The organism is Pseudomonas sp. NPDC088368 (assembly GCF_044753445.1).
Lineage (GTDB): Bacteria > Pseudomonadota > Gammaproteobacteria > Pseudomonadales > Pseudomonadaceae > Aquipseudomonas > Aquipseudomonas bambusae.
Map to the genome: position 1 here is coordinate 164,470 of NZ_JBIVNG010000003.1, position 23,431 is coordinate 187,900.

The window sequence follows — 23,431 nt, forward strand, 5'->3', positions numbered from 1 at the left end:
GCGGCTGACAGCTCCTGCCAATGGGGCAACTGCGCGGCCAGTTCAGGGCTGCGCGCCAGCTTATGCAGGGACTGCGACCAGCGCTGGAAGCTTGCGGTTTTTTCGGCCAGCGCGACCGATTGCCCCACCACCAAGCGGCTGTAGGCGTGTTGCAAGTCTTCCAGCAGCACGCGCCATGACACGCCGTCCACGGCCAGGTGATGGATGGCGATCAGCAGCCGCCCCTCACCCGACGGCAGACGGGCATGGACCACGCGCAGCAGCGGACCGGTCTCAATGTTGAGACTGCGCTGGGCTTCGTCGCTGAGGGACGCGAGGTCTTCTTCGCGGCTCAGCTCGCAGGTCCACAGCAATCGCTCGGCGGTTTCGGTCTCGCGATAGCGCTGCTGCCATTGGCCGTCGTCGCTTTGATGAAAGCTCAGGCGCAGGCTGTCGTGATGCGCCAACAGCACGGCCAGGGCCTGTTGCAAGACGCTGATGTCCAATGCGTTCGGCAGGTTCAGCAACAGTGACTGGTTCCAGTGGGAACGCTGCGCAACGGGCAAGGCAAAGAAACGCGCCTGAATCGGGGTCAACGCGAAATCACGGGGCATTACCGGCGCAGACACGGGGGCAGCGACCGGTTTGGCGTCGGCCAGCACCGCCACTTGGGCCAGCTCGGCGATGGTCTGTTTTTCGAACAATTGCTTGGGCGTCAGGCGAATGCCCTGACGGCGGGCGCGGGCGATGATTTGCAGGCTGAGAATCGAGTCGCCACCGAGGGTGAAGAAATTGTCGTGACGGCCTACGGATTCAACGTTGAGCGCGTTTTCCCACAGCGCGGCCAACGTGGCTTCGACACCTTCACGGGGGGCTTCGAAGGTCTGGGAGACTGTGTGCGGCGCAGGCAGCGCGGCATGATCGAGCTTGCCGTTGGGCGTGACCGGGAAGGCTTCCAGCGTCAGCACGTGGCTAGGCACCATGTAATCCGGCAGGCGCTTGGCCAGTTGCGCCCGCAGGGCTTCGCCGTCGGTTTGCGTCCCTTTGGCGATCAAGGCATAGGCGATCAATTGGCCGCGGTCGTCGACCCGCACATGGGCGTCACGCAGGCCGTCCAGCTGACGCAGGCGCTGGGCGATTTCCCCCAGGGCCACGCGGTAACCGCGGACCTTGACCTGGTCGTCGGCGCGCCCGAGGAATTGAATCTGCCCGTTGGCCAACAGTCGCGCCCGGTCGCCGCTGCGGTACAGGCGACGGCCACGGCCACTCGGGTCGGGAATGAACACGGCGGCGGTCATGGCCGGGCGGTCGTGATACCCCCGCGCCAGGCCCGGTCCGCCGATGTACAGCTCGCCGACGTCGCCCTGCACCACCGGTTCCAGCTGCTCGTTGAGGATTAGCGCAGTAGCGTTGGGCAGCGGACGGCCAATGGGGGCGCTGTCGGCTGCGGTCTGGAGTTCTGCCAGCTCGTTGCTCAGCACGCCGACCGTGGTTTCGGTCGGGCCGTAGTGGTTGATGACGCGGCACGCCGGTTTCAAGCATTTGACCTGCGCCACCAGCTCCCACGGCAAGGCATCGCCGCCAAGAATCAACGCCTGCTCCGGCAGCACGTCGGCAGGATTGGCTGCTTGCAGCAGGCCGCTCAAATGGGTCGGCACGATTTTCAGCACGCCCACGTTGTGAGCCGCCATGTACGCGGCAAAGCGGTCGGCGTCAGTGGTGCGTTCCGGGCTGATCAGGTGCAGCGTGCGCGCCGAACACAGGGCGCCGAACAGCACGGTGTGGCCCAAGTCGGCACCTACCGTGGAGACCATGGCCATGCTCGCGTCAGCGTCCAATGACAGACGCGACAGCAAGCCCTGCACGTAATCGGCCAGCGCGCCGTGGCTGATGACCACGCCCTTCGGCGTGCCGCTGGTGCCGGAGGTGTAGATCAGGTACGCGGCTTGTTCAGGGTGCAGCGGCAGGTTCAGCGCCGTGGCCAATTGGCAACGCCACATGGCCGCCGCCTCAACGCCGATGACCTCGCCGCTGAAATCGGCAGGCGCAGGCGCATCGCTGATCAGCCAGCGAGCGCCGCTGTCAGCCAACACGAACGCCTGACGCTCGGCCGGCCATTTCGGGTCCAGCGGCACGTAGGCAGCGCCGGTCTTGAGGATCGCCAGCACACCGACGACGAACTCCACCGAGCGTTCCAGCAGCAGGCCGACGCGGCTTTCCGCGCCCACACCGGAAGCGCGCAGGTGCTGGGCGAGTCGATTGGCGTCAGCGTCGGCAGTGGCGAAATCGATGCCGTGATCTTCACCCTGCAATGCCAGCGTTTGAGGCTGCGCGCTGACACTGGCATTCCACAGCGTCAGCACGTTGGTGGCCGGGAATGACACCCGCTCGGCCTTCAGCTGTGACGGCACGGCAGACACTTTCAGGTCTGCCAGTCGCGCGTTGGGGTCTGCCACGACTTGCGCGCAGAGGCGCACCAGGTCGGCGGCAAAACCGGCGATGCTTGGTTCGTCGAACAGGTCGCAGGCGTAGGTGAAAACCGCCTGAATACCTTCGTCGCTGTCGGTGATGTCCAACCCCAGGTCAAAGTGCGCGGAGAAGTCATCCAGCTGGTTCACGTCCATGCGCATGCCGCCCATTTCAAGGTTCTGTGGCAGCGGGAATTGCTGGGTGAATTTCACCTGGCACAGCGGGTTGTGACTGAGGTTGCGGGACACGCCCAAGGCTTCGACCAGGTGTTCGAACGGCAAGTCCTGATGGTTCTGGGCACCCAACGCGGTGTGTTTGACCGCGTCGATCAACGTGCTGAACGAGTGCAGCGGTGAGACTTCGGTGCGCAGCACCAGCGTGTTGACGAACAGCCCGATCAGGCCTTCGGCTTCGGTGCAAGTCCGCCCTGCCACAGGCACGCCGACGCGCAGGTCGGTCTGGCTGCTGTAGCGCTGCAACAGGGTTTTGTAGGCCGCGAGCATGACCATGAACAGCGTCGCGCCGTGAGCACTGGCGAGGTCGCGCAAGCCTTGGCTCAGCGCACTGTCGAACGCGAGGGCATAGCGGGCGCCACGGTGGCTTTGTTGCGCAGGACGTGGACGATCCGCTGGCAAGGTGAGCACCGGCTGGGTGTCCCCCAGACGCTCACGCCAGTAGGCCAGTTGCCGCTCACCTTCGCCCCCTGCCAGGCGCTGGCGTTGCCAGGCGGCGACGTCGGCGTATTGAATCGGCAGTGGCGCCAGCGCTGGTACCTGCCCTTTGGCGTGAGCGCTGTAGAGCGCCGCGAAGTCCTTGAGGATGACCTGCACTGACCAGCCGTCAGCGATGATGTGATGCAGCACCAGCACCAGTTGCTGCTGACCGGGGGCTAGCCGCACGTTGAGCACGCGCCACAACGGTCCGGTCTGCAAGTCCATGGGTTGCTCGACGGCGGCCTTGGCCAGTTCGCCCAAAGCTTCGAGGGGTTGTGCGTGCAGGCTCAAGTCGTGCTGTTCGATGACCACCGGCTGGGCGCCGTGGATGCGCTGCACCAGCACTTCGTTGGCGTCGATGGCGAAGGTGGTGCGCAGGCTTTCATGGCGGGCGACCAGCTCGTCGAAACTGTGTTGCAAGGCGACGTCGTCGATGGCGCCGCTCAGGCTCAACTGGCCACACAGGTGATAGGCGCTGCTGTCCGGTTCCAGTTGCGCGAGGAACCACAAGCGTTGTTGAGCGAACGACTGCTCAGGCGCGGTATCGCGGGAAATCCGCGTTACGGCGGGGGTACGCTCAGCGGTGCGGGTTTGGCTTGCAACGTGGGCGCTGAATGCACCAAGCGTCGGGTGTTCGAACAGGTGCGCGGGTTCCAGCTTCAGGCCCAGCTCGCTGTTGAGGCGCGACAATACCTGCGCAACGCCGACCGAATCGCCGCCACGGGCGAAGAAATGGTCGGCGGCTTTCAGCTCATCCTTTCCCAGCACTTCTCGCCATGCGGCGACCACTTCGGGCAACAGCGAGACGTCATCCACCGGCTCGCCCTCGACGTCCAGCAGACGACCGTCCTGCCAGACCGCGAAGCTGTCGAGGCTGCCGTTCTGCCAGCCGACGCGGCAGGCGGAGCGTTGCAATTTGCCGCTGGTGGTGCGCGGCAAGGCGCCGGGTTCCAGCAGCACGATGACTTTCGGTGCCACGAGAAACAGTTCCGACACGGCATCGCGGACGGCGTCGCAGATCATCTGCGGCTTCATCAGGCGGCGCACGTTGCGGCTGATTTCCAGCGCCAGGCCGACGCCTTCCGCGCCTTGTTCATCGGTCACCGGGAATGCGGCGATACGCCCGCGACGCAGCAGCTCGACGGTTTTTTCCAGCGACTGTTCGATGTCCTGCGGATAAAGGTTCTGGCCGTTGAGAATGATCAGATCCTTGAGGCGGCCGGTGATGAACAGCTCGCCACCGCTGGCGATGCCAAGGTCGCCGCTGCGAAGCCAGCGCTGGCCGTCTTGCTGCACAAAGGTCTGCGCGGTGGCCTCGGGGTTCTGCCAGTAGCCTTCGGCAACGCTGGGGCCGCCGATCCAGATTTCGCCGACCTGCCCTTCCGGCAAAACGGCCTGACTGGCGGGGTCGACAATGCGCAGCCCATGGTCGTCGCGGCACCAGCCGCAACCGGGCAAACGACTCGTCGCGTTCTGGTGGGCGAACAGCGCTTCGTCGGCATCACCCGCAGCGAGCTGACTGCCGTCGAACCGCTTGATGCCGAAGGGCACGGCCCGGTGGGCGGCGCTGACGAACAACGTCGCTTCGGCGAGGCCATAACTCGGGGTCAGGGCGCGGCGGTCGAAACCGGCGGCTGCGAAGTGCTCGCTGAAGGCGTCCAGCGTGGCGATGCGAATCGGCTCGGAGCCGGAAAACGCCAGGCTCCAGTGGTCCAGCTTGAGGCCCTTGACCGCGCTCGGCTTCACCCGCTCGACGCACAGGCGATAGGCGAAATCCGGGCCGCCGGAGAAGGTGCCGTTGTATTCGCTCATCACTTCCAGCCAGCGCGCCGGGCGACCAAGGAAATAATTCGGCGACATCAGCGTCAGGGTGCCGCCGTAGTACAGCGGCAGCAGCAGGCCGCACATCAGGCCCATGTCGTGGTAGAGCGGCAGCCAGCTCACCCAGCTTTCGGTGGAGGCGTCGGTGACGAAGTGCCGGGCCATGGCGACTTCGTTGGCCATGAGGTTGTTGTGAGAGACCATCACGCCTTTTGGCGCGCTGGTGGACCCCGAGGTGTATTGCAAAAAGGCGAGCGACGAAGTGTCGATCAACGAGGGCTGGAACGTGCCTTGCCCACCGTCGATGTCTTCAATGGCGATGAAGCGTCCGCCCGCGGGCATGAACGGTTGCAATAGGTGTTGGAATTTATCCAGGTCTTCGCGGCGGCCCAGCACCACGCCCGGCGCCGCGTCCTGAAGAATGCCCGTTAGCCGATCCAGGTGCGTCTGCCGGTTGTACTCGGGCGCAAACGCGGGCACGGCGATGACTTTTGCGTACAGACAGCCGAGAAAGGCCGCCGCGTAATCGGCACCAGTGGGCAGGATCAGCACGCAGCGCTCGCCGCCTTGCGCACCCAGCTGATGCTGCAACACACCGGCCACGGCCCGGGCCTGGCGGTCCAGCTCGGCGTAGGTGGTCAGCAGCGGGGCCTGATCTTCATGGACGATGTGTCGAAGGGCAATCCGGTCCGGCTGGCGCTGCGCATACAAGCCCACCAGTTCGGGAAAATGCGCGGCCTGATCTCGTATGGATGTCATGCTTTCACCTGTTTGTTTCGGCAAGGCTCAACCCACGGAAGGCCCGGTCAGGCCTCCCGCAACGTTGTGAAAAAGGATGAGGCGGCCGCGAACGGCCACCGTTTGGCGACGAGCGCTACATCAGCGCGCCAGCTTCAGCGCCACCCGCTCATGGGGGTGCGCCGGTCGGGCTGAGCAAGGCTGCTCGTAGTCGGCGAAGATCGACTCCACCACTTCCTGGGAACGCACGGCCAGCACGGACAGCAGCGTGTCGCTCAGGCCATGGCTGTCTTCGCAGCAACCTTGCAGAAAGATGCCCGCTTCGCTGCCCGCGCTCAGTGGCAGACGATAATTGCGGTCAACGTTCGAGCCCTGGATGTACGCCTGCACACCGGCCAGCAGCTCAAGGTGATAGTCGCGACGGTAACCGGTGGCCAACACCACGACGTCGAAGGACTCGCTGTGCATCTGGTCATGGGGCGCGTCGCGCAGGAACAGCTCGATGCCCGCCGCGCTGACTTCGGCGTGGGCCACTTCGCGGTTGGTCAGCAAGCGATGACGCTGCTCACCGCGAACCTTCTGCTGGTACATGCGCTGGAAGATGGTTTCGATCAGGTCGGTGTCGACCACCGAGTAATTGGTGTTGCGGAACTCAGTGAACAGCGCGTCGCGGCGCTCTTCGCTGTGATTGAAAATTGTGTCGGTGAACGACGGGTTGAAGATCTGGTTGACGAAGGGGCTGTCGTCGGAGGGCTTCAAGGCGCTGCCACGAATCACCAGGCTGGCCTCGACATTGTCGAAACGGCTGGCCAGATCCTCGAAGATTTCCGCCGCACTCTGACCGCCGCCGACCACGGCCACGCGCACGGGGCCAGGGCGGTTGGTCAGCAGCTTCTCGATGCCGCCACGATAGCCCGCCGAGTGCAGGATGCGCGGGTCGCTCAGGCCGTCAAACGCCGCCGGGGCTTGGGGAATGCCGCCGATGCCGAACACCAGATTGCGTGCGCGACGGCGGGAAACGCCACCGCCCGGCCCTCGGGACAGCACGTCCACCGCGACGAAGCGGCCGTCCAGAAAATGCGGCTCGACCGAGATCACTTCTTCACCGTAATGGGCCTGCTCATTGAAGTGCGAGGCCGCCCAGCTCAGGTAATCGGTGTACTCCTCGCGGGTCGGAAAGAATGTCTTGAGGTTGATGAAATCCTGCAGACGCCCCCGCTCCTTGAGGTAGTTGACGAAGGTGAAACGGCTGGCCGGATTGCGCAGCGTCACCAGATCTTTGAGGAAGGAAATCTGCATCGTCGAGCCGTCGATCAGCATGCCTTCGTGCCAGTTGAACGCGGGCTTCTTTTCGAGGAAACACACCTGGGGCGCCAGACCGTTGCGCAGTGCATGCTCCTGGGTGGCGATCGCCAAAGCCAGGTTCGACGGGCCGAAACCAATGCCGATGTAGTCGTAGACGAGTTCCATGCTTCCCTCTCGTTAGGCGCGATGCGCGATGAGATCCAGCTGCAAAGGTATTGCCACAAGCAGTTGGGGGCAGTTCACGCGCATCAGTGATGAATAGGACTGATTATCATTAAAGACGCCTGAGCCTTTCGGCTGTTTAGTCTTCGGGGGTGAAAAACTTACAAAGCCTTTACGGTTTTCAGCGAATACGCGCCGCCGATTTCTTCCACGGCGTCACGGCTGGCGTTGTCGCGGCGATCACCCTGCAATTCGCTGAGCTGACCGGACTCCATCTTCACCAGACGGTCTGCCAGATCGAAATACTGGTCGTCGTGACTGACGGCAAACACGGTGATCCCGGCCTGCTTGAACATCGGCAACAGCTCGCGGTAGAAGAAGCGGCGGAACAACGGGTCCTGGTCGGCGGCCCACTCGTCGAGCAAGAGAATGTCGCGTTTCTCCAGCACCGCCAGCAGCAGCGCCAGACGCTTGCGCTGCCCTTGGGAGAAGCGCGTGTCGAGCAGATGGCCGTTGCCGATCTGCACCTTGTGCTTCATGTGCAGTTGGTCGAGCCAGTGATCGATGTGCTCGGCAGCGGCGTTTTCGCCGTCGGCACCCAGCAGTTGCGAGAACAGATGAAAGTCAGTGAACACACTCGCAAACAGGTGCCGATAGGCGAGCCAGTCGTCCGAACCGATCACTTGGCCGTCGATCAGAATCGCCCCTGCCGAGGGGCGATACAGGCCGCTGAGCAGGCGCGCCAGGCTGGATTTTCCGCTGCCGTTGCCACCCATCAGGAACACCGTTTCGCCACGGCGCAACGTCAGGTTCACCGGGCCCACATCGAAACCGGGCTCATCGCCCTGCGCCGGGTAGTGGTATTCGACGTCGCGCAATTCGAGGGTTTGCCAGTGGCCGACAATGTGGCTCGGCGCGATCTCGAAGCTGTCGTGATGCTCGGCCAGCGCCAGGGATTCGACCTTGTCCAGCGCCACGCGGCCAGAGATTTGCGCCGGGATCGCGGCGACGGCCAGCACCAGCGGCGTGCGCATGAACAGCACGGTCAGCGCGTAGGTCGCGGCCACTTCGGTCGGTGCCCAGCCCAGGCCGTTGGCCAGGTAAAACGCCAGGCCGATGGTGCCGAGAACCATGATGTTTGCCCAGTTGCTCGCCAGGCCGTGGTAGCGGTCCGCGAGGGTGAAATGCTCGCGATAGCGCAAGGCGGCGGCGTCGAAGGTTTCTTCGTACAGACGACGTGCGCGGTCACGATTGAGGGTCAATTCCTTGCGCCCGTCAATCACGCCTTGATAGCTCTGGTACAGCTTGTCTTCGGACTCACGCAGCGCGCGGATGTGGGCGTTGAGTTTGCCCACCAGCAGCCAGCCGACGCCGAGGGTGAAGGCCATCCAGCACAGCGTGGTGATGAACAGCGACGGCGACAGCCAGGCCAGGTAACTGAAGGCGGCAACGCTCAACACGGTGCCGTAGATCAGGTCTGGCAACTGCACGAACGCCATGGTCACGGCACGAATGTCGCTGGACAGGCTGGCAAAGATTTTCGCCCCGCCGATGGCTTCGATGCGCTCGATGTTGGTGTCGAGCAGGCGCTTGACCATCACCCGACGCAGGCCGTAGACGAAACGATGGCCGAGCGCGGTCAGCGACAGCGACGCCCCGGATGCCAGCGCCAACAGCAGGACCAGCATCAGGCCGAACTGCCACAACGCGGTGCCCAGACCGTCGTGGGTGCTGATCATGCGCTGGTTGACGAAGGCGATCACACCCACGCTCAACAGGCCGCTGCTGATGCTCAACAGCAACACCATCGCGAGTGGCCAACGGTATTGCTGGAAGACCAGACGAACTAATTTCATGGATGACTCCGGGCAGTGAAAGCAGAAAACAAAGGGTGAAGCGTCGGCGGCTAAAGCTCGCCCAGCCGGGCGCGGCAATGGGACAGGGTGTCACGCAGCAGGAAGTTGACCATCGTCGGCGAGGTGCCGATCACCTTGGCCACATCGCGCTGGGTGTAGCCCTGAATCTGGCTGAGGTTGAAGACGATGCGCATGCGCTTGGGCAGTTCGTTGAGGGCGCCGACCAGTTGGTTCAGCGACTCGCGCCCGGCGAGTACGCGCTCGGGTGAGACCTCGAAACGCGGCGGCTCGTCCAGCTCGGTTTCGGCGCCGTGGTTGCGCTCCAGCCGCTGACGACGCAGGCGGTCGATGGCCAGGTTGCGCACCACGCGGAACATATAGCGGGCAGGCTCGATAGACGACAGATCGCTTTCGAGCATCTTCAGGAACGCGTCCTGCACGACGTCTTCGGCGCGGGCACGGCAGCCGAGGAATTTGGCGGCCAGCCGCAACAGCCCCTCGCGATGGGTGTTGTAAGTGCCCATCAGCGCGTCGAGACGAGGATCTATCGGGACACAAGCCCCGCCCACACAGGAGGAGCGAAGCCTTGTGGGCTGGCTCATTGCAGGTTGAAAACCCATCTTGTCTGGCATCCCTGGTGTCAAAGAGACGCGAAGGATAACGCAAACGATTCTCATTGCAACGTAAGAAATTTTACCGATTGGTGAAACTTTCGTTATAAGCACATGGTCGTTTTGTTGTTCGACAAGTGGCGGCGAAATGCTGGCAAACGCTTTTTAAAATTATGATTCAGAAGGATTTTTGTCGTTTAAAAAACGTTTTGATGGTCGCCTATTTCCTACGCGGCAGCAATTTTGGGGGCGTGAAAATCGTGTCATTGGCGACACATTTCATAGCGGACTTGCGACGGGTGTCGCATGCCCTCTGGGAGGAACACAGTCTTGCCTCTGCCCGAAGGGCGTAGGAGCTGGCTTGCCTGCGATCTGGCGCGCAGCGGCAGCAAGCCCGGTAAACGCGGTGCATCAGATTCACCGCGTTGTGTGGTTTTACGACTGCTGCGCAGCCGATCGCAGGCAAGCCAGCTCCTACGGCCTCCGGCCAGAATCAAGAGCTTGAACCGTGCCGCTAACTCGCTTCTGATCAGAGGGCGTGACTCACCATGGTAGTAAGCCACGCTCTCTGCGCAGCAGTCGCAAAACCTCAATGTGGTGCCTCTGACACACCGCAGACTCCACCACTGCTGAACCTTTCCCACCCCATGACGCTCATTAGTCCTGACACCGACCACAGGACGCTCCATGGGCCAATACGCCGCGACGCCCCCTTCTACCCTCCGCATCGAGCGTGAACTGAGCCTGCGTGCCGTGTTGACTGGCGCTGTGCTGGGCACTCTGCTGACGCCTTCGAACGTCTATGCCGGACTGAAAATCGGCTGGTCGTTCAACATGTCGATCATCGCGCTGCTGGTGGGTTTCGGAATCTGGCAAAGCCTCGCCCGTCGCAATCACCGGCAGCCGCCGTGGACCCTCCATGAGAGCAACATCAACCAGACCGTCGCCTCGGCCGCCGCGTCGATCATCTCGGGCGGGCTGGTGGCGCCGATCCCCGCGTACACCCTGCTGACCGGCCAGCAACTGGACCCTGTGCCGATGATGGAGTGGGTGTTTTCGGTCAGCTTTCTCGGCATCTGGATCGCGTGGTATTTGCGCCCCACCCTGCTCAACGACAACGGCCTGAAGTTTCCCGAGGGTATGGCGACGCTGGAAACCCTGCAGCACATTTATCGTCACGGGCAGGAGGCGGTGACCCGCATCAAAGTGTTGTTCGGCGCGGCGTTACTGTCGGGACTGGTGAAGTGGATCGACGGCTTCGTCTGGGCAATTCCGCGCTGGGCGCCCACTGCGCAACTGGAGCGGTTGACCTTCACCCTCGACCCTTCACTGCTGCTGATCGGCTTCGGCGGGATCATCGGCATTCGCGTCGGTGTGAGCCTGCTGATTGGCGCGTTGCTGGCGTGGGGGCGGATTGTCGCCATGGCTGCTCGATCACGGCTGGGTGATGCTGGCCCCCGACGCCACAGGTCCGCAGTTTGCCAAGCTCGTCGAATGGCTGCTGTGGCCGGGGGTCAGCCTGATGGTGTGCTCGACGCTGACAGCGTTGGGCATCCGCCTTTTCATTGGCCCCAAAACGGACCAAAGCCCCAAAGAAAAACGCGCCCGTGCACCCTTCTCTCCCGGCCCCGCCGTTGGCCTGGTGCTGTCGATTGCGCTGGTCGTCGGTCTTCAAGCCGCGCTGTTTGGGATCGACCTATGGATGGCGTTGTTGAGCATTCCGCTGGCGATCTGTCTGGCCGTCGTGGCCGCGCGGGTGGTCGGCGCCACGGGTATCGCGCCCATCGGCGCCATCGGCAAGCTGTCGCAATTGACGTTCGGCCTGATCGCGCCGGGCGAGGTGCCAATCAACCTGATGAGCGCCAACACGGCGGGCGGCGCGGCCGGGCAATCGACGGACCTGATGAACGACTTCAAGGTGGGCCTGGCCATCGGCGCGACCCCGAAAAAACAGGTCGTCGCCCAATGCATCGGCATCTTCATCGGCAGTGTGGTCGGCGTGCTGGTGTACCTCGCCCTGATTCCCGATCCCCAGCACATGCTGCTCACCGAGCAATGGCCCGCCCCTGCTGTCGCCACCTGGAAAGCCGTGGCCGAAACCCTGACCCATGGCCTGGGGTCGCTGACGCCGCAGATTCGCTGGGCGATCGTTGTCGGTGGGCTCTTCGGCGTGCTCCTGGGCGCGCTTGACACCCTGCTGCCTCAGCGTCTGGCGCGCTGGCTCCCCAGTTCAGCAGCTCTGGGCCTGGCGTTCGTCCTGCCGGCCTCGACGTCCTTGATGATGGGGATGGGCGCGGTGCTGACCTGGGCCGTGAGCCGTCGCTGGCCGAGCCTCACCGAACGGTTTGCGATCACCGCGGCCGCCGGGTTGATCGCGGGCGAGAGCATGACCGGCGTCGGGGCGTCGTTCTGGGAGATGTTTAAAAACCTGTAGAACACGGGCATGTATCGGACCTGACACACCCGCAAGCCGCGTTTCAAAGCCCTGGAGTATTGATTGTATCGATAGCGAACATCCACACGAACGCCGTTCATTTTTTGCGCGCAGATCGGGATCATGTCGGCATTGACCAAACTGAACAAGGATTTCACCCATGTCCATCAACATGTCCATTCTGCTGATGCTGATCGTTTCCTTCTCCATCGCGCTCGCGGGCGTCGGTCACTTCTGACCCTTCACGCGGTGTCCCTCCTGCGCCTGTAATCCCCGTCGCGTGCTGTCCTGCCTGATCGGGTTGGACAAGTCGTCTATCCAACGCTACACCTCTTGGGTTGTCGAGCACTCGCCGATCCGCATTGCCGCGCCCCGAACCCAGAACTGCGCCGCTCGTGCGGGCGCCCCTCGGTCGCTGCTCAGAATGGCCAATCCGTCAATCGGATCGCTCCGTCAATCGGACAGCAAGGACTCTTCTCCATGGACAGCTTCATTCTGAGTACCCGCAGCAAAGCCAACGGTGCTTTCGGCACAGACGTTGGCCCAGGCACCTACCTGAAAGTGCCGCCCGATGCGGCCGAGCCGTCGCCCATTCACAGCATCAATTCGGCCAAGCAATGGATGACCGCGATTCTCGAACAGGCCGCCCCGGCAAAGGGCACGGCGCTGGACGTGGTGTTTTTCGTGCACGGCTACAACACCAACTCAAAAGAAGCACTAACTCGACAACGGCTGATCGAACGCGAGCTGCGCGCCCGCAACTACCCGTGCATGGTGGTGGGGTTTGATTGGCCATCAGAAAGCAAAACCCTGCTGTACCTGGCGGATCGCGGCAAGGCGCAAGACTCCGCCGCGCTGCTGGTCAAACGCGGCATCGTCCCGTTCATGACCTTCTCGCTGCCCGAGTGCCCGATCAACGTCCACGTGATGGCCCACTCCATGGGTGCGTTTGTGGTGCGCGAAGCTTTTCGGTCGGTGGACAAAATGCGTGATTCGGGGCTGGCCAACGACTGGCGCATCGGCCAGATGGTGCTGTTTGGCGCTGACATTTCGTCGTCGTGCTTCGCGCTGGGCAACTCGGACATGATCCCGACGTTCAGCCATTGCGGGCGGCTGACGAACTATTTCAGCGGTTATGACGAAGCGCTGGCCGTTTCGAATGCCAAAAACATCGACACCAGCTCACGGGTCGGCCGGGTCGGCATGCCCGAGGACACTCCCGCCGACGACAAGGCGCTGGACGTCGATTGCGGTCCTCGCTATCTCGCTGTGAAAAACCGCAAGTTCGAAGTGATCGACGGGCTGGTGTCACATTCGTGGTACCTGGAAGACGCGAACTGGTACGACGATCTGGCCTACACGCTTCAGGGCGGGATTGACCGCAACTCCATCCCGAGCCGGACGCTGCGGATGAAGAATGATTTTGTGTTGAATTAAAGATTATGCTGCCGCATCGCGGCAGTCAGACCAGACACCCTGATGGTGTCAGGCACTTCGCGTCCATCGGGTTTGCGACTGCTGCGCAGCCGATCGCAGGCAAGCCAGCTCCCACGCCTTCGGCAGAAGCGGGATCGCGGCGCGATTTAGGCTTTAGATTCTGGCCGAAGGCCGTGGGAGCTGGCTTGCCTGCGATCTGCCGGGCACCGGCAGCGAAATTGGATTGCAGGGTTTGCCTGACACACCGAAGTCTCAGGGCCTCGGCCAGAATCGAGGGCGGTGTTCCATCACTCATAAAACGCCGGCACCGTCTCCTTGCTGCCCACAAAGAAACTGTCAGCCACGATCCTCAGTGGCTGCAAATCAAGATCACTGCGGCCCTCGGCGATCAATTGCGCGAAATGCCGGTACATCGCGGGGTACTCGCCCTCTTCCGACACGGCCTGCGCCACGCCATTGAGGCTGACCTCAGCCCCGCCCGAATCCAGACGCAGCACGCCACCATCGCTGTGCAACTCGATGCGCCACAGCTCATTCACGCTGTGGTCGAAATCGAACGCCGCCTTCACCGACACGTGCGCGTTGCGGATATTCAACGACGCGGCGATGGGGGACTGACAGTTGCTCGGCACGCTCAGCGCGGCGGACTCGACGAACAGCGCGCCCGGCAGCAAGTCAGTGACGATGGACAGCGCGTTGATCCCCGGATCGAAGACGCCCAGCCCGCCCGCCTGCCAGATCCAGGTCTGACCCGGATGCCACTTGCGCACCTGCTCTTTCCACTCGATGCGCACCTCGTTGAGCGTCGTGCCTGCAAGCCACGCCTTTGCAGTCGCCACGCCTGGCGCAAACCGTGAGTGCCAGGCGAACAAACCGCTCACCCCGGCCCGTTCGACGTGGTCGATCAGCGCAAACGCCTCACCCAACGTCGAGCACGGCGGCTTTTCCACCAGCACATGCTTGCCCGCATTCAGCGCTTCGTCGACCAGCGCGAAACGCCCCTGGGGCGGCGTGCAGAAGGCAATCGCGTCTACCTGAACGTCGCTGGCGAGCAATTCGGACAGCGACCCGAAGTTCTCGACACCTGGACAGTGCGGCCCCAACGTCGCCACCGCTACCAGTTCGAATTGCGGGTTGGCGCGGATCGCCGGCACGTGCTGGTCCTGTGCGATCTTGCCGTAACCCACCAGCCCTAAACGAATCGGATGCATCGATGACTCCTGTGATCGTGACGTGTCATGTAAAGACGCGCTCCGCAGAACGCGTATGAGAATCGAATGAATGAACGGCGCTTTGCTGGTATTCCCGAGGCGTGCAGCCGAACTCGCGGCGAAACACCGTGTGCAGATATTGCGCGGATTTGAAGCCGCAGTGCTGGGCAATGTCGGCAATGGCCGAATCACTGTTCTGTAGCCGTGAAGCCGCCGCCGCGAGCTTGAACCCGAGGATCTCGTCGTGCACGGTGCAGCTGCGTTCCTTGCGGAAATGCGCTTCCAGTGACGACCGGGAGATACCGACATAGCCCGCGACCTGGGCCGTCTTGATGCCCTGGCAGGCGTACTGCCGGATGAAATGCAGCGCCTGCATCACATACGGATTGCCCAGCGGCTGATGAAGGCTCGATGCCTGGACGTTGATCGCCTCGGGCGGCACGAGAATCTGATGGGTCGTGGACGGCATGCCGTGGAGCATCTGGTGCAGCATGTGCGCCGCCATCCGCCCCATGCTTTGCGTGCCCTGAATCACCGAGCTCAACGGCACGCGAGTCAGGGTGCGGGTCAGTGGGTCGTTGTCGATGCCGATCAGCGCCACTTGCTCCGGCACCGCGATGCCCGCGGTCAGGCACGCCTGAAGCAACTGCCGGGCACGGGCGTCGCTGACGGCAATGATGCCGATGGGCTTGGGCAGGCGTTGCAGCCAGGCGATCTGCTGCTCCACCGCGCTGTCCCACAACGGCGCACTGGTGCTCAAGCCGCGATAGACCTCACCACGCACGCCATCGCGCTTGAGCAGGCTACGAAAGGCGTTTTCCCGCTCCTGGGCCCAGCGATTGCTCTGCGCCTCGGGCAGGCTGAAGCAGGCGAATCGGGTCAGCCCCGCTTCGATCAGGTGCTCGTACGCCATTTTGATCAAGCCGACATTGTCGGTGGCGACATAAGGGATGTTTTTCGGGTAGGCGTCGGGGTCGGCGTAGGAGCCACCCACCGCCACCACCGGCAGCGTGCTGTGCGCCAATGCTTCGCCGATCAGCGGGTCGTCGAAATCGGCAATGATCCCGTCGCCTTGCCAGCGCTCGATGCCTTTCAAACGGCAGAGGAAATCCTCCTCAAGGAACAGGTCCCAGGACGCGCGCGTGCTGCTGAGGTAATCGCCAATGCCGGTGATGATGCCGCGATCATAGATTTTGCCGCCGTTGAACAACAGCGCGATACGGTGCACGGGCGGGACGGTTTTCATTGTTTTTCTCCCGGGCCTGCCAAACAGGTGGGCACAGACTAGGCCTGCCGAGAGGGAATCTCAACACTCAAAATCGAACACCGAGTTGGTGATTTTCGTAATCGGAAGGCCCAAGGCCGTTGCTAGTATCGGGGCAACGCCAAGAACAATAAGGAAATACTTCGATGCCCTGCTTCCCCGAAATCGACACCATTCGCTACGAAGGCCCGCACAGCGAATCCCCCCTTGCCTTTCGCCATTACGACGCCGACAAGCTGATCCTCGGCAAGCCGATGCGCGAGCACCTGCGCATGGCGGCCTGTTACTGGCACACCTTCGTCTGGCCGGGAGCCGACATGTTCGGCGTCGGCACGTTCAAGCGACCCTGGATCAAGACGGGGGATGCCATGGAGGTGGCGCGCTTCAAAGCCGACGCGGCGTTCGAGTTCTTCTCCAAGCTGGGCATCGACTACTACAGTTTCCACGACACCGATGTCGCCCCCGAAGGCGCGAGCCTCAAGGAATACACCCGCAACTTCGCCCAGATGGTCGATGAGCTCGAACGCCACCAGGCCCGTACCGGCCTGAAACTGCTGTGGGGCACCGCGAACTGCTTCAGCAATCCGCGCTTTGCCGCAGGCGCTGCGAGCAACCCGGACCCTGAGGTGTTCGCCTTCGCTGCCGCCCAGGTGTTCAACGCGATGAACGCCACGCAGCGCCTCAACGGTTCGAACTACGTGCTCTGGGGCGGTCGCGAAGGCTATGAAACCCTGCTCAACACCGACCTCAAGCGCGAGCGCGAACAGCTCGGACGGTTCATGGCCATGGTGGTCGAGCACAAGCACGCCATTGGCTTCAAGGGCGACTTGCTGATCGAGCCCAAACCCCAGGAGCCGACCAAGCACCAGTACGATTACGACAGCGCCACGGTCTTCGGTTTTCTGCAGCAGTTCGGTCTGGAAAAGGAGATCAAGGTCAACATCGAAGCCAACCACGCGACCCTCGCCGGGCACAGCTTTCACCACGAAATCGCCACGGCGGCCTCCCTCGGTATTTTCGGCAGCATCGACGCCAATCGTGGCGACCCCCAGAACGGCTGGGACACCGACCAGTTCCCCAATAGCGTCGAAGAGCTGACCCTCGCCACCTACGAAATCCTCAAGGCGGGCGGCTTCCAGAATGGTGGTTTCAATTTCGATTCGAAGGTGCGTCGCCAGAGTCTCGATGAGGTTGACCTGTTCTACGGCCATGTGGCGGCGATGGATGTGCTCGCCCTGTCCCTCGAACGCGCCGCCGCGATGGTGGAGAACGATGTCCTGCAGCAGTTCAAGACCCAACGTTATGCCGGGTGGGACCAGCCCTTCGGTCGCGCCGTGCAGACAGGCGAATTCAGCCTCGAATCCCTCGCCCGACATGCGCTGGAACATGACCTGAACCCGCAGGCAGTCAGCGGCCGACAGGAGATGCTCGAAGGCGTTGTGAGCCGGTTTATCTACCGCTGACGGCATTCACCGGGAATTGAATCTGTGGGAGCCGGCTTGCTGGCGAAAGCGTCCGGTCAGTGACAGTGAGGTGGCTGATTCACCGCCTTCGCCAGCAAGCCGGCTCCCTCAGGTTGAGTGAGTTGCCGGCGAGTTCCAACCAAAATGTGGTGACAAACTCGCGACAATTCTCTGCATCACGTCGCCACTGAAGTCTCTACAGTTTCCTCCGCGACACGCTCATGAAGTGCCTCTAAACAACAATAAAAGGACGCACCACAATGAAGAACCTGAAACGCACCTTGCTCGCCTCTGCCCTCGCCTTGCTCAGTCTGCCGGTCATGGCGGATGCGGCTCATCCGAAAATCGGCTTTTCCATCGACGACCTGCGCCTCGAACGCTGGTCCCGGGACCGTGACTACTTCGTCGCGGCGGCCGAAAAAATGGACGCCAAGGTGTTCGTGCAATCGGCGGACGCCAACGAGCAGAAGCAGATTTCCCAGATCGAAAACCTGATCTCTCGTGGCGTCGACGTGATCGTCATCGTGCCGTTCAATGCCACCGTGCTGACCAACGCCGTGGCCGAAGCGAAGAAGGCGGGGATCAAGGTCGTGTCGTATGACCGGCTGATTCTCAACGCCGACATCGACGCCTACATCTCCTTCGATAACGAAAAAGTCGGCGAAATGCAGGCTTCAGGGGTCTTGAAGGCGCAGCCCAAAGGCAATTATTTCCTGCTCGGCGGCGCGCCCACCGACAACAACGCCAAGGTGCTGCGCGAAGGCCAGATGAAAGTGCTGCAACCGGCCATCGACAAGGGCGACATAAAGATTGTCGGCCAGCAGTGGGTCAAGGAATGGAACCCGACCGAAGCCCTGAGCATCGTCGAAAACGCCCTGACCAAGAACAGCAACAAGATCGACGGCATCGTCGCCTCCAACGACGCCACGGCCGGTGGCGCGATCCAGGCCCTGGCGGCGCAGAAACTCGCCGGCAAGGTGCCGATCTCTGGCCAGGACGCCGACTTGGCCGCCGTCAAACGGGTGATCGACGGCACCCAGACCATGACCGTGTACAAGCCGCTCAAACTCATCGCTTCGGAAGCCGCCAAGCTCTCCGTGCAACTGGCGCGCAACGAAAAACCGGCCTTCAGCTCGCAATATGACAACGGCACCAAAAAGGTCGACACCATCCTGCTGACGCCGACGCCATTGACCAAGGACAACATCGACGTGCTGGAGAAGGACGGTTTCTACACGAAGGATCAGATAGCGGGGAAATAACGGATCGCGTTGAACAGACCCGATCGGCTGCCGTGACGCGCAACCTGTGGGACCGAATTCATTCGGGAGGGGCCGGTACATCCGGCATGGATGTATCGCCTGATACGACGTTTCCCGAATGAATTCGGTCCCACAGGGTATTGCGCAAACCGGCAGCGTTGCACCCGCCTCTGGCTTTTGTGTGAGACCCCGCAATGTCCGACTACCTGCTGCAAATGAACGGCATCGTCAAAACCTTTGGCGGTGTCAAAGCCCTCAATGGCATCGACATCACGGTGCGCCCCGGTGAATGCGTCGGCCTGTGTGGCGAAAACGGCGCAGGCAAATCAACGCTGATGAAAGTGCTGTCGGCGGTCTACCCCTACGGCACCTGGGAGGGGGAAATCGTCTGGGACGGCCAGCCCTTGGAAGCGCACTCCATCGCCGAAACCGAGGCCGCCGGGATCGTCATCATTCATCAGGAACTGACCCTCGTCCCCGACCTTTCGGTGGCGGAAAACATCTTCATGGGCCACGAGCTGACACTGCCCGGCGGGCGCATGAACTATCCCGCCATGATCCACCGCGCCGAAGCGCTGATGCGCGAGCTCAAGGTGCCGGACATGAACGTCTCGTTGCCGGTGTCGCAATACGGCGGCGGGCATCAGCAACTGGTGGAAATCGCCAAAGCGCTGAACAAGCAGGCCCGCTTGCTGATCCTCGACGAGCCCTCTTCAGCCCTGACCCGCTCGGAAATCGAGGTGCTGCTAGACATCATTCGTGACCTCAAGGCCAAGGGCGTGGCCTGCGTCTACATCTCTCACAAGCTCGATGAGGTGGCGGCGGTCTGTGACACCATTTCGGTGATTCGCGACGGCAAACACATCGCGACCACGGCCATGGCCGACATGGACATCGCCAGGATCATCACTCAGATGGTTGGCCGCGAAATGAGCAACCTCTACCCCACCGAGCCCCACGACGTCGGCGAAGTGGTTTTCGAAGCACGCCATGTCACCTGTTACGACATCGACAATCCGAAACGCAAACGCGTCGACGACGTCTCGTTCTCCCTTCGGCGCGGGGAAATCCTCGGCATCGCCGGGCTGGTGGGTGCAGGCAGGACCGAGCTCGTGTCAGCGTTGTTCGGTGCCTACCCCGGTCGCTACGAAGCAGAGGTCTGGCTGGAGGGTAAACCCGTCGACACGCGCACGCCGCTGAAATCCATTCGCGCCGGGCTGTGCATGGTCCCTGAAGACCGCAAACGCCAAGGCATCATTCCCGACCTGGGGGTCGGCCAGAACATCACCCTTGCCGTACTCGACAGCTTTTCGCGCCTGACCCGCATCGACGCCGAAGCCGAGCTGGGCAGCATCGACAAAGAAATCGCGCGCATGCACCTCAAGACCGCAAGCCCGTTCCTGCCGATCACCAGCCTCTCCGGTGGCAATCAGCAAAAGGCGGTGCTGGCGAAAATGCTGCTGACCCAACCCCGCGTGCTGATCCTCGACGAGCCCACCCGAGGCGTCGATGTGGGTGCGAAATACGAGATCTACAAGCTGATGGGCGCCCTGGCCGCCCGTGGTGTATCGATCATCATGGTGTCGTCGGAGCTGGCTGAAGTCCTGGGCGTGTCTGACCGCGTGCTGGTGATCGGCGAAGGCCAGTTGCGTGGCGACTTCATCAATCAGGGCCTGACCCAAGAGCAGGTGCTGGCGGCGGCCCTGCACCCCGCTGGCGCCAATCACAATAACGATCAGCCCCGTGATGCGAGGGAAACGCGTACATGAATCAGCTCAAACACTTGTTCACCCGCTACAAGATGCTCGCGCTGGTCATCGCCATCGCGGTGATCTGGCTGTTCTTCAGTTGGCAAACCGAAGGCGGCTTTATAACCCCGCGCAACCTCTCCAATCTGCTGCGGCAAATGTCCATCACCGGCATTCTTGCCTGCGGCATGGTGCTGGTGATCATCAGCGGGGAAATCGACCTGTCGGTCGGTTCGTTGCTAGGTTTGCTGGGGGGCGTTGCGGCGATTCTCGATGTGGTTTATCACGTACCGCTGATCCTGAACCTGGGCGTCGTTGCATTGTGCGGCCTGGCGATCGGGCTGGCCAACGGCTGCATGACCGCTTACCTGCGCATCCCGTCCTTTATTGTCGGTCTGGGCGGCATGCTGGCGTTTCGCGGGATTTTGCTGGGGATCACAGGCGGGACCACCATTGCGCCGGTTTCCCCACAGCTGGTGTATGTCGGCCAGGGTTATCTGCCGCCGTTGGTGGGCGTCGTACTGGGCGTTTTGCTGTTTGCCCTGACGCTGTTCCTCACTTGGCGCCAGCGTCGTAACCGCGCGCTGCACGGCCTCGCGGCTCACGCGTTGGTGCGAGACATTCTGCGGGTGCTCGCCATTGGCGCGGTTCTCGCCGGTTTCGTCTACACCCTCAACAGTTACGACGGTATTCCAGTCCCGGTGCTGCTGCTGTTGGTATTGCTCGGCGTGTTCAGCTACATCACCAGCCAGACCGTGTTCGGTCGCCGCATTTATTCGGTGGGCAGCAACATGGAAGCCACGCGCCTGTCCGGCATCAACGTGCAGGCAGTGAAACTGTGGATCTTCGGCATCATGGGCGTGATGTGCGCCCTTGCCGGGCTGGTCAACACGGCGCGACTGGCCGCAGGCTCACCGTCGGCAGGCAACATGGGCGAACTGGACGCCATCGCGGCCTGCTTCATCGGCGGCACCTCCATGCGTGGCGGATCGGGCACGGTGTATGGCGCGCTGCTGGGTGCTCTGGTGATCACCAGCCTGGACAACGGCATGTCGATGCTCGACGTGGACAGCTACTGGCAGATGATCGTCAAGGGCAGCATTCTGGTACTGGCCGTGTGGGTCGATGTCAGCACGCGCACCGGGAGGCGCTAGCGGCGGGCGCGAATACCGGCTTCACGCATCGCTCAAGCACCTGAAAACTTGTAGGATGCGTGTCGCAAGACGCTTCACAGGCCTCACTGATGTGCGCCTCGGACACCTCGGGCGCAGACCATTCCAGACAGGAAGTACGGAGCAAATGGCATGACACAGCCGTTCGTCATGATTGTGGCAAAACGCATCACCCTCACCCTGCTCGCCGCCGCGGCCTTGCAGGGTTGCGCATCCAACCCGACAGGCCGTCAGTGCCTCGACAACTTCCGCACCGATGGCAACATCCTCGTCGGCAAAAGCTTCAGCACCTACGGCTACCTGCCCGACACGCCCTACAAAAGAGCCTTCAAGAACGTCAACAATATCCTCACGACCGAGGGTTTTCAGATGAAGGTTTCCAACCCTGAAAGCGGCATCATCAACGTCTACCAGCAGGTCGGCGCCAGCAAGGTCGCGCCGCTGAATGCGCTGGTGGAGAAGTCAGGCAGCGGCTCGAAAGTGACCATGACGTTCGTCACACAGGCAGGTCTGTACACCCCCGAGGATGAGGCGAAGAAGCATTTTTGCGATTATCTGGACCGGGCGGCGAAGTAATGCCCGGGGCCGCGCGACGTGGGAGGTCGGTCCCCTGATGGACAGGACCGAATGGCATTCACGCGTTTCAGGCGGGGTGTCTAACGCCCTTCCAGCAACGCCCCGGCCTTGTCCAGCAAACCCAGCGGGTCGTCGGTCTTGTGAATGTCCACTGACAGCAGTTGACGGAATTTGCGCGCGCCGGGGAAGCCGGTGCCCAGGCCCAGCACGTGACGGGTGATGTGATGCATCGAGCCGCCGTCGCGCAAATGGGCTTCGACGTAAGGCCGTAGTTGCGCCAAGGCTTCGGCGCGGGTGATCGGCGGCGCGTCACCGCCAAACAGCTCGCGGTCCACTTCGGCCAGCAGATACGGATTGTGATAGGCCTCGCGGCCCAGCATCACGCCGTCGAAGGTCTTCAGGTGTTCCCGGCAGTCTTCCAGGGTTTTGATGCCGCCGTTGAGAATGATCTCAAGGTCGGGGAAATCCTGCTTCAACTGAGCCACCACGTCGTAACGCAGCGGCGGAATGTCGCGGTTTTCCTTGGGCGACAGGCCTTCGAGGATCGCGATGCGGGCGTGGACGGTGAAACTGGTGCAACCGGCGTCGCGCACGGTGCCGACGAACTCACAAAGTTGCGCGTAGCTGTCCCGCCCATTGATGCCGATGCGGTGCTTGACCGTCACCGGTATCGAGACCGCGTCGCGCATGGCTTTCACGCAGTCGGCGACCAATTGCGGGTGTCCCATCAACACCGCGCCGATCATGTTGTTCTGAACCCGGTCGCTTGGGCAACCCACATTCAGGTTAACCTCGTCGTACCCTGCTGCCTGGGCCAGACGCGCACTGGCCGCGAGGTCCGCCGGGTTGCTCCCGCCCAATTGCAGGGCCAACGGATGTTCGCTCTGATCGTGGCGCAGGAAACGTTCGCTGTCGCCATGCAGCAGCGCGCCGGTGGTGACCATCTCGGTGTAGAGCAGCGCGTTTTTGGAGAGCAGACGCAGGAAGAACCGGCAATGGCGATCCGTCCAGTCCATCATCGGGGCCACGGAGAAACGGCGAGAAGGTGCGTCGGGCTGGGTGGCGGTGCGCGGGGCGGTCATTGGCAACATGTGAGCGATCAGGCGGGTCGGGCGTAATGGGCGCACAGTTTACCAGTTCGCGCGGGGCGAAGTGTCCGGACAAGAAAAAACCCGCCGAAGCGGGTTGTTTTCAGGTCATGGCCATTCCA

At 62.3% G+C, this 23,431-nt stretch carries 13 protein-coding genes and 1 pseudogene (1 of these 14 cut by a window edge); 7 read left to right on the forward strand and 7 right to left on the reverse strand.

What is annotated here, in order from left to right:
• The 4 genes from ACIQAL_RS07135 to ACIQAL_RS07150 form a co-directional block, all read right to left on the reverse strand.
• On the reverse strand, window positions 1-5,741 hold the 5' portion of the coding sequence (locus ACIQAL_RS07135) for an amino acid adenylation domain-containing protein (RefSeq protein WP_401144021.1). The gene continues 3,991 nt to the left of window position 1, outside the view; only the first 5,741 of its 9,732 coding nucleotides appear in the window; its start codon is at window positions 5,739-5,741; its stop codon lies off the left edge, out of view.
• 120 nt (window positions 5,742-5,861) lie between these two features.
• Window positions 5,862-7,190: a lysine N(6)-hydroxylase/L-ornithine N(5)-oxygenase family protein gene (locus ACIQAL_RS07140; RefSeq protein ID WP_401144023.1), complete on the reverse strand. Its 1,329-nt coding sequence runs from the start codon at window positions 7,188-7,190 to the stop codon at window positions 5,862-5,864.
• Window positions 7,191-7,348: 158 nt separating this feature from the next.
• A complete protein-coding gene (locus ACIQAL_RS07145; protein ID WP_401144025.1) occupies window positions 7,349-9,043 on the reverse strand; it encodes a multidrug ABC transporter permease/ATP-binding protein in 1,695 nt (564 codons plus the stop codon).
• A gap of 50 nt (window positions 9,044-9,093) precedes the next feature.
• Window positions 9,094-9,567 carry a sigma-70 family RNA polymerase sigma factor gene (locus ACIQAL_RS07150; RefSeq protein ID WP_401144027.1) on the reverse strand — a complete coding sequence of 158 codons (474 nt, stop codon included), beginning with the start codon at window positions 9,565-9,567 and terminating at the stop codon, window positions 9,094-9,096.
• Between the two features lie 774 nt (window positions 9,568-10,341).
• On the opposite strand from ACIQAL_RS07150, the pseudogene ACIQAL_RS07155 reads away from it, so the two are divergent.
• Both ACIQAL_RS07155 and ACIQAL_RS07160 read left to right on the forward strand, forming a co-directional pair.
• Window positions 10,342-12,088: pseudogene (locus ACIQAL_RS07155) on the forward strand (OPT family oligopeptide transporter).
• 480 nt (window positions 12,089-12,568) lie between these two features.
• Entirely contained in the window at window positions 12,569-13,525 is a 957-nt protein-coding gene (locus ACIQAL_RS07160) for an alpha/beta hydrolase (RefSeq protein WP_401144029.1), read from the forward strand.
• Between the two features lie 287 nt (window positions 13,526-13,812).
• On the opposite strand, the gene ACIQAL_RS07165 is transcribed toward ACIQAL_RS07160, so the two are convergent.
• Window positions 13,813-14,736 carry a Gfo/Idh/MocA family protein gene (locus ACIQAL_RS07165; protein WP_401144031.1) on the reverse strand — a complete coding sequence of 308 codons (924 nt, stop codon included), beginning with the start codon at window positions 14,734-14,736 and terminating at the stop codon, window positions 13,813-13,815.
• 25 nt (window positions 14,737-14,761) lie between these two features.
• Window positions 14,762-15,982: a XylR family transcriptional regulator gene (locus tag ACIQAL_RS07170; protein ID WP_401144032.1), complete on the reverse strand. Its 1,221-nt coding sequence runs from the start codon at window positions 15,980-15,982 to the stop codon at window positions 14,762-14,764.
• 164 nt (window positions 15,983-16,146) lie between these two features.
• On the opposite strand from ACIQAL_RS07170, the gene xylA reads away from it, so the two are divergent.
• The 5 genes from xylA (at window position 16,147) to ACIQAL_RS07195 (ending at window position 22,221) form a co-directional block, all read left to right on the forward strand.
• A complete protein-coding gene (gene xylA / locus ACIQAL_RS07175; RefSeq protein ID WP_401144034.1) occupies window positions 16,147-17,463 on the forward strand; it encodes a xylose isomerase in 1,317 nt (438 codons plus the stop codon).
• Between the two features lie 260 nt (window positions 17,464-17,723).
• Complete coding sequence (gene xylF / locus ACIQAL_RS07180; RefSeq protein ID WP_341963962.1) at window positions 17,724-18,725, forward strand: D-xylose ABC transporter substrate-binding protein; 1,002 nt, start codon at window positions 17,724-17,726, stop codon at window positions 18,723-18,725.
• A 194-nt stretch (window positions 18,726-18,919) separates the two neighbouring features.
• A complete protein-coding gene (gene xylG, locus ACIQAL_RS07185) occupies window positions 18,920-20,494 on the forward strand; it encodes a D-xylose ABC transporter ATP-binding protein (protein ID WP_401144036.1) in 1,575 nt (524 codons plus the stop codon).
• Window positions 20,491-21,627, forward strand: a complete 1,137-nt coding sequence (locus ACIQAL_RS07190; protein ID WP_166595157.1) for a sugar ABC transporter permease — start codon at window positions 20,491-20,493, stop codon at window positions 21,625-21,627. Before xylG ends, ACIQAL_RS07190 begins: the two co-directional genes overlap by 4 nt.
• 150 nt (window positions 21,628-21,777) lie before the next feature.
• Window positions 21,778-22,221 carry a hypothetical protein gene (locus ACIQAL_RS07195; RefSeq protein ID WP_341963959.1) on the forward strand — a complete coding sequence of 148 codons (444 nt, stop codon included), beginning with the start codon at window positions 21,778-21,780 and terminating at the stop codon, window positions 22,219-22,221.
• Between the two features lie 80 nt (window positions 22,222-22,301).
• Here the strand turns inward: ACIQAL_RS07195 and dusA are convergent, their stop codons facing one another.
• The gene (gene dusA / locus ACIQAL_RS07200) at window positions 22,302-23,303 is read right to left on the reverse strand and encodes a tRNA dihydrouridine(20/20a) synthase DusA (protein ID WP_401144535.1); all 1,002 of its coding nucleotides are present in this window, start codon (window positions 23,301-23,303) and stop codon (window positions 22,302-22,304) included.
• Window positions 23,304-23,431: the final 128 nt, after the last annotated feature.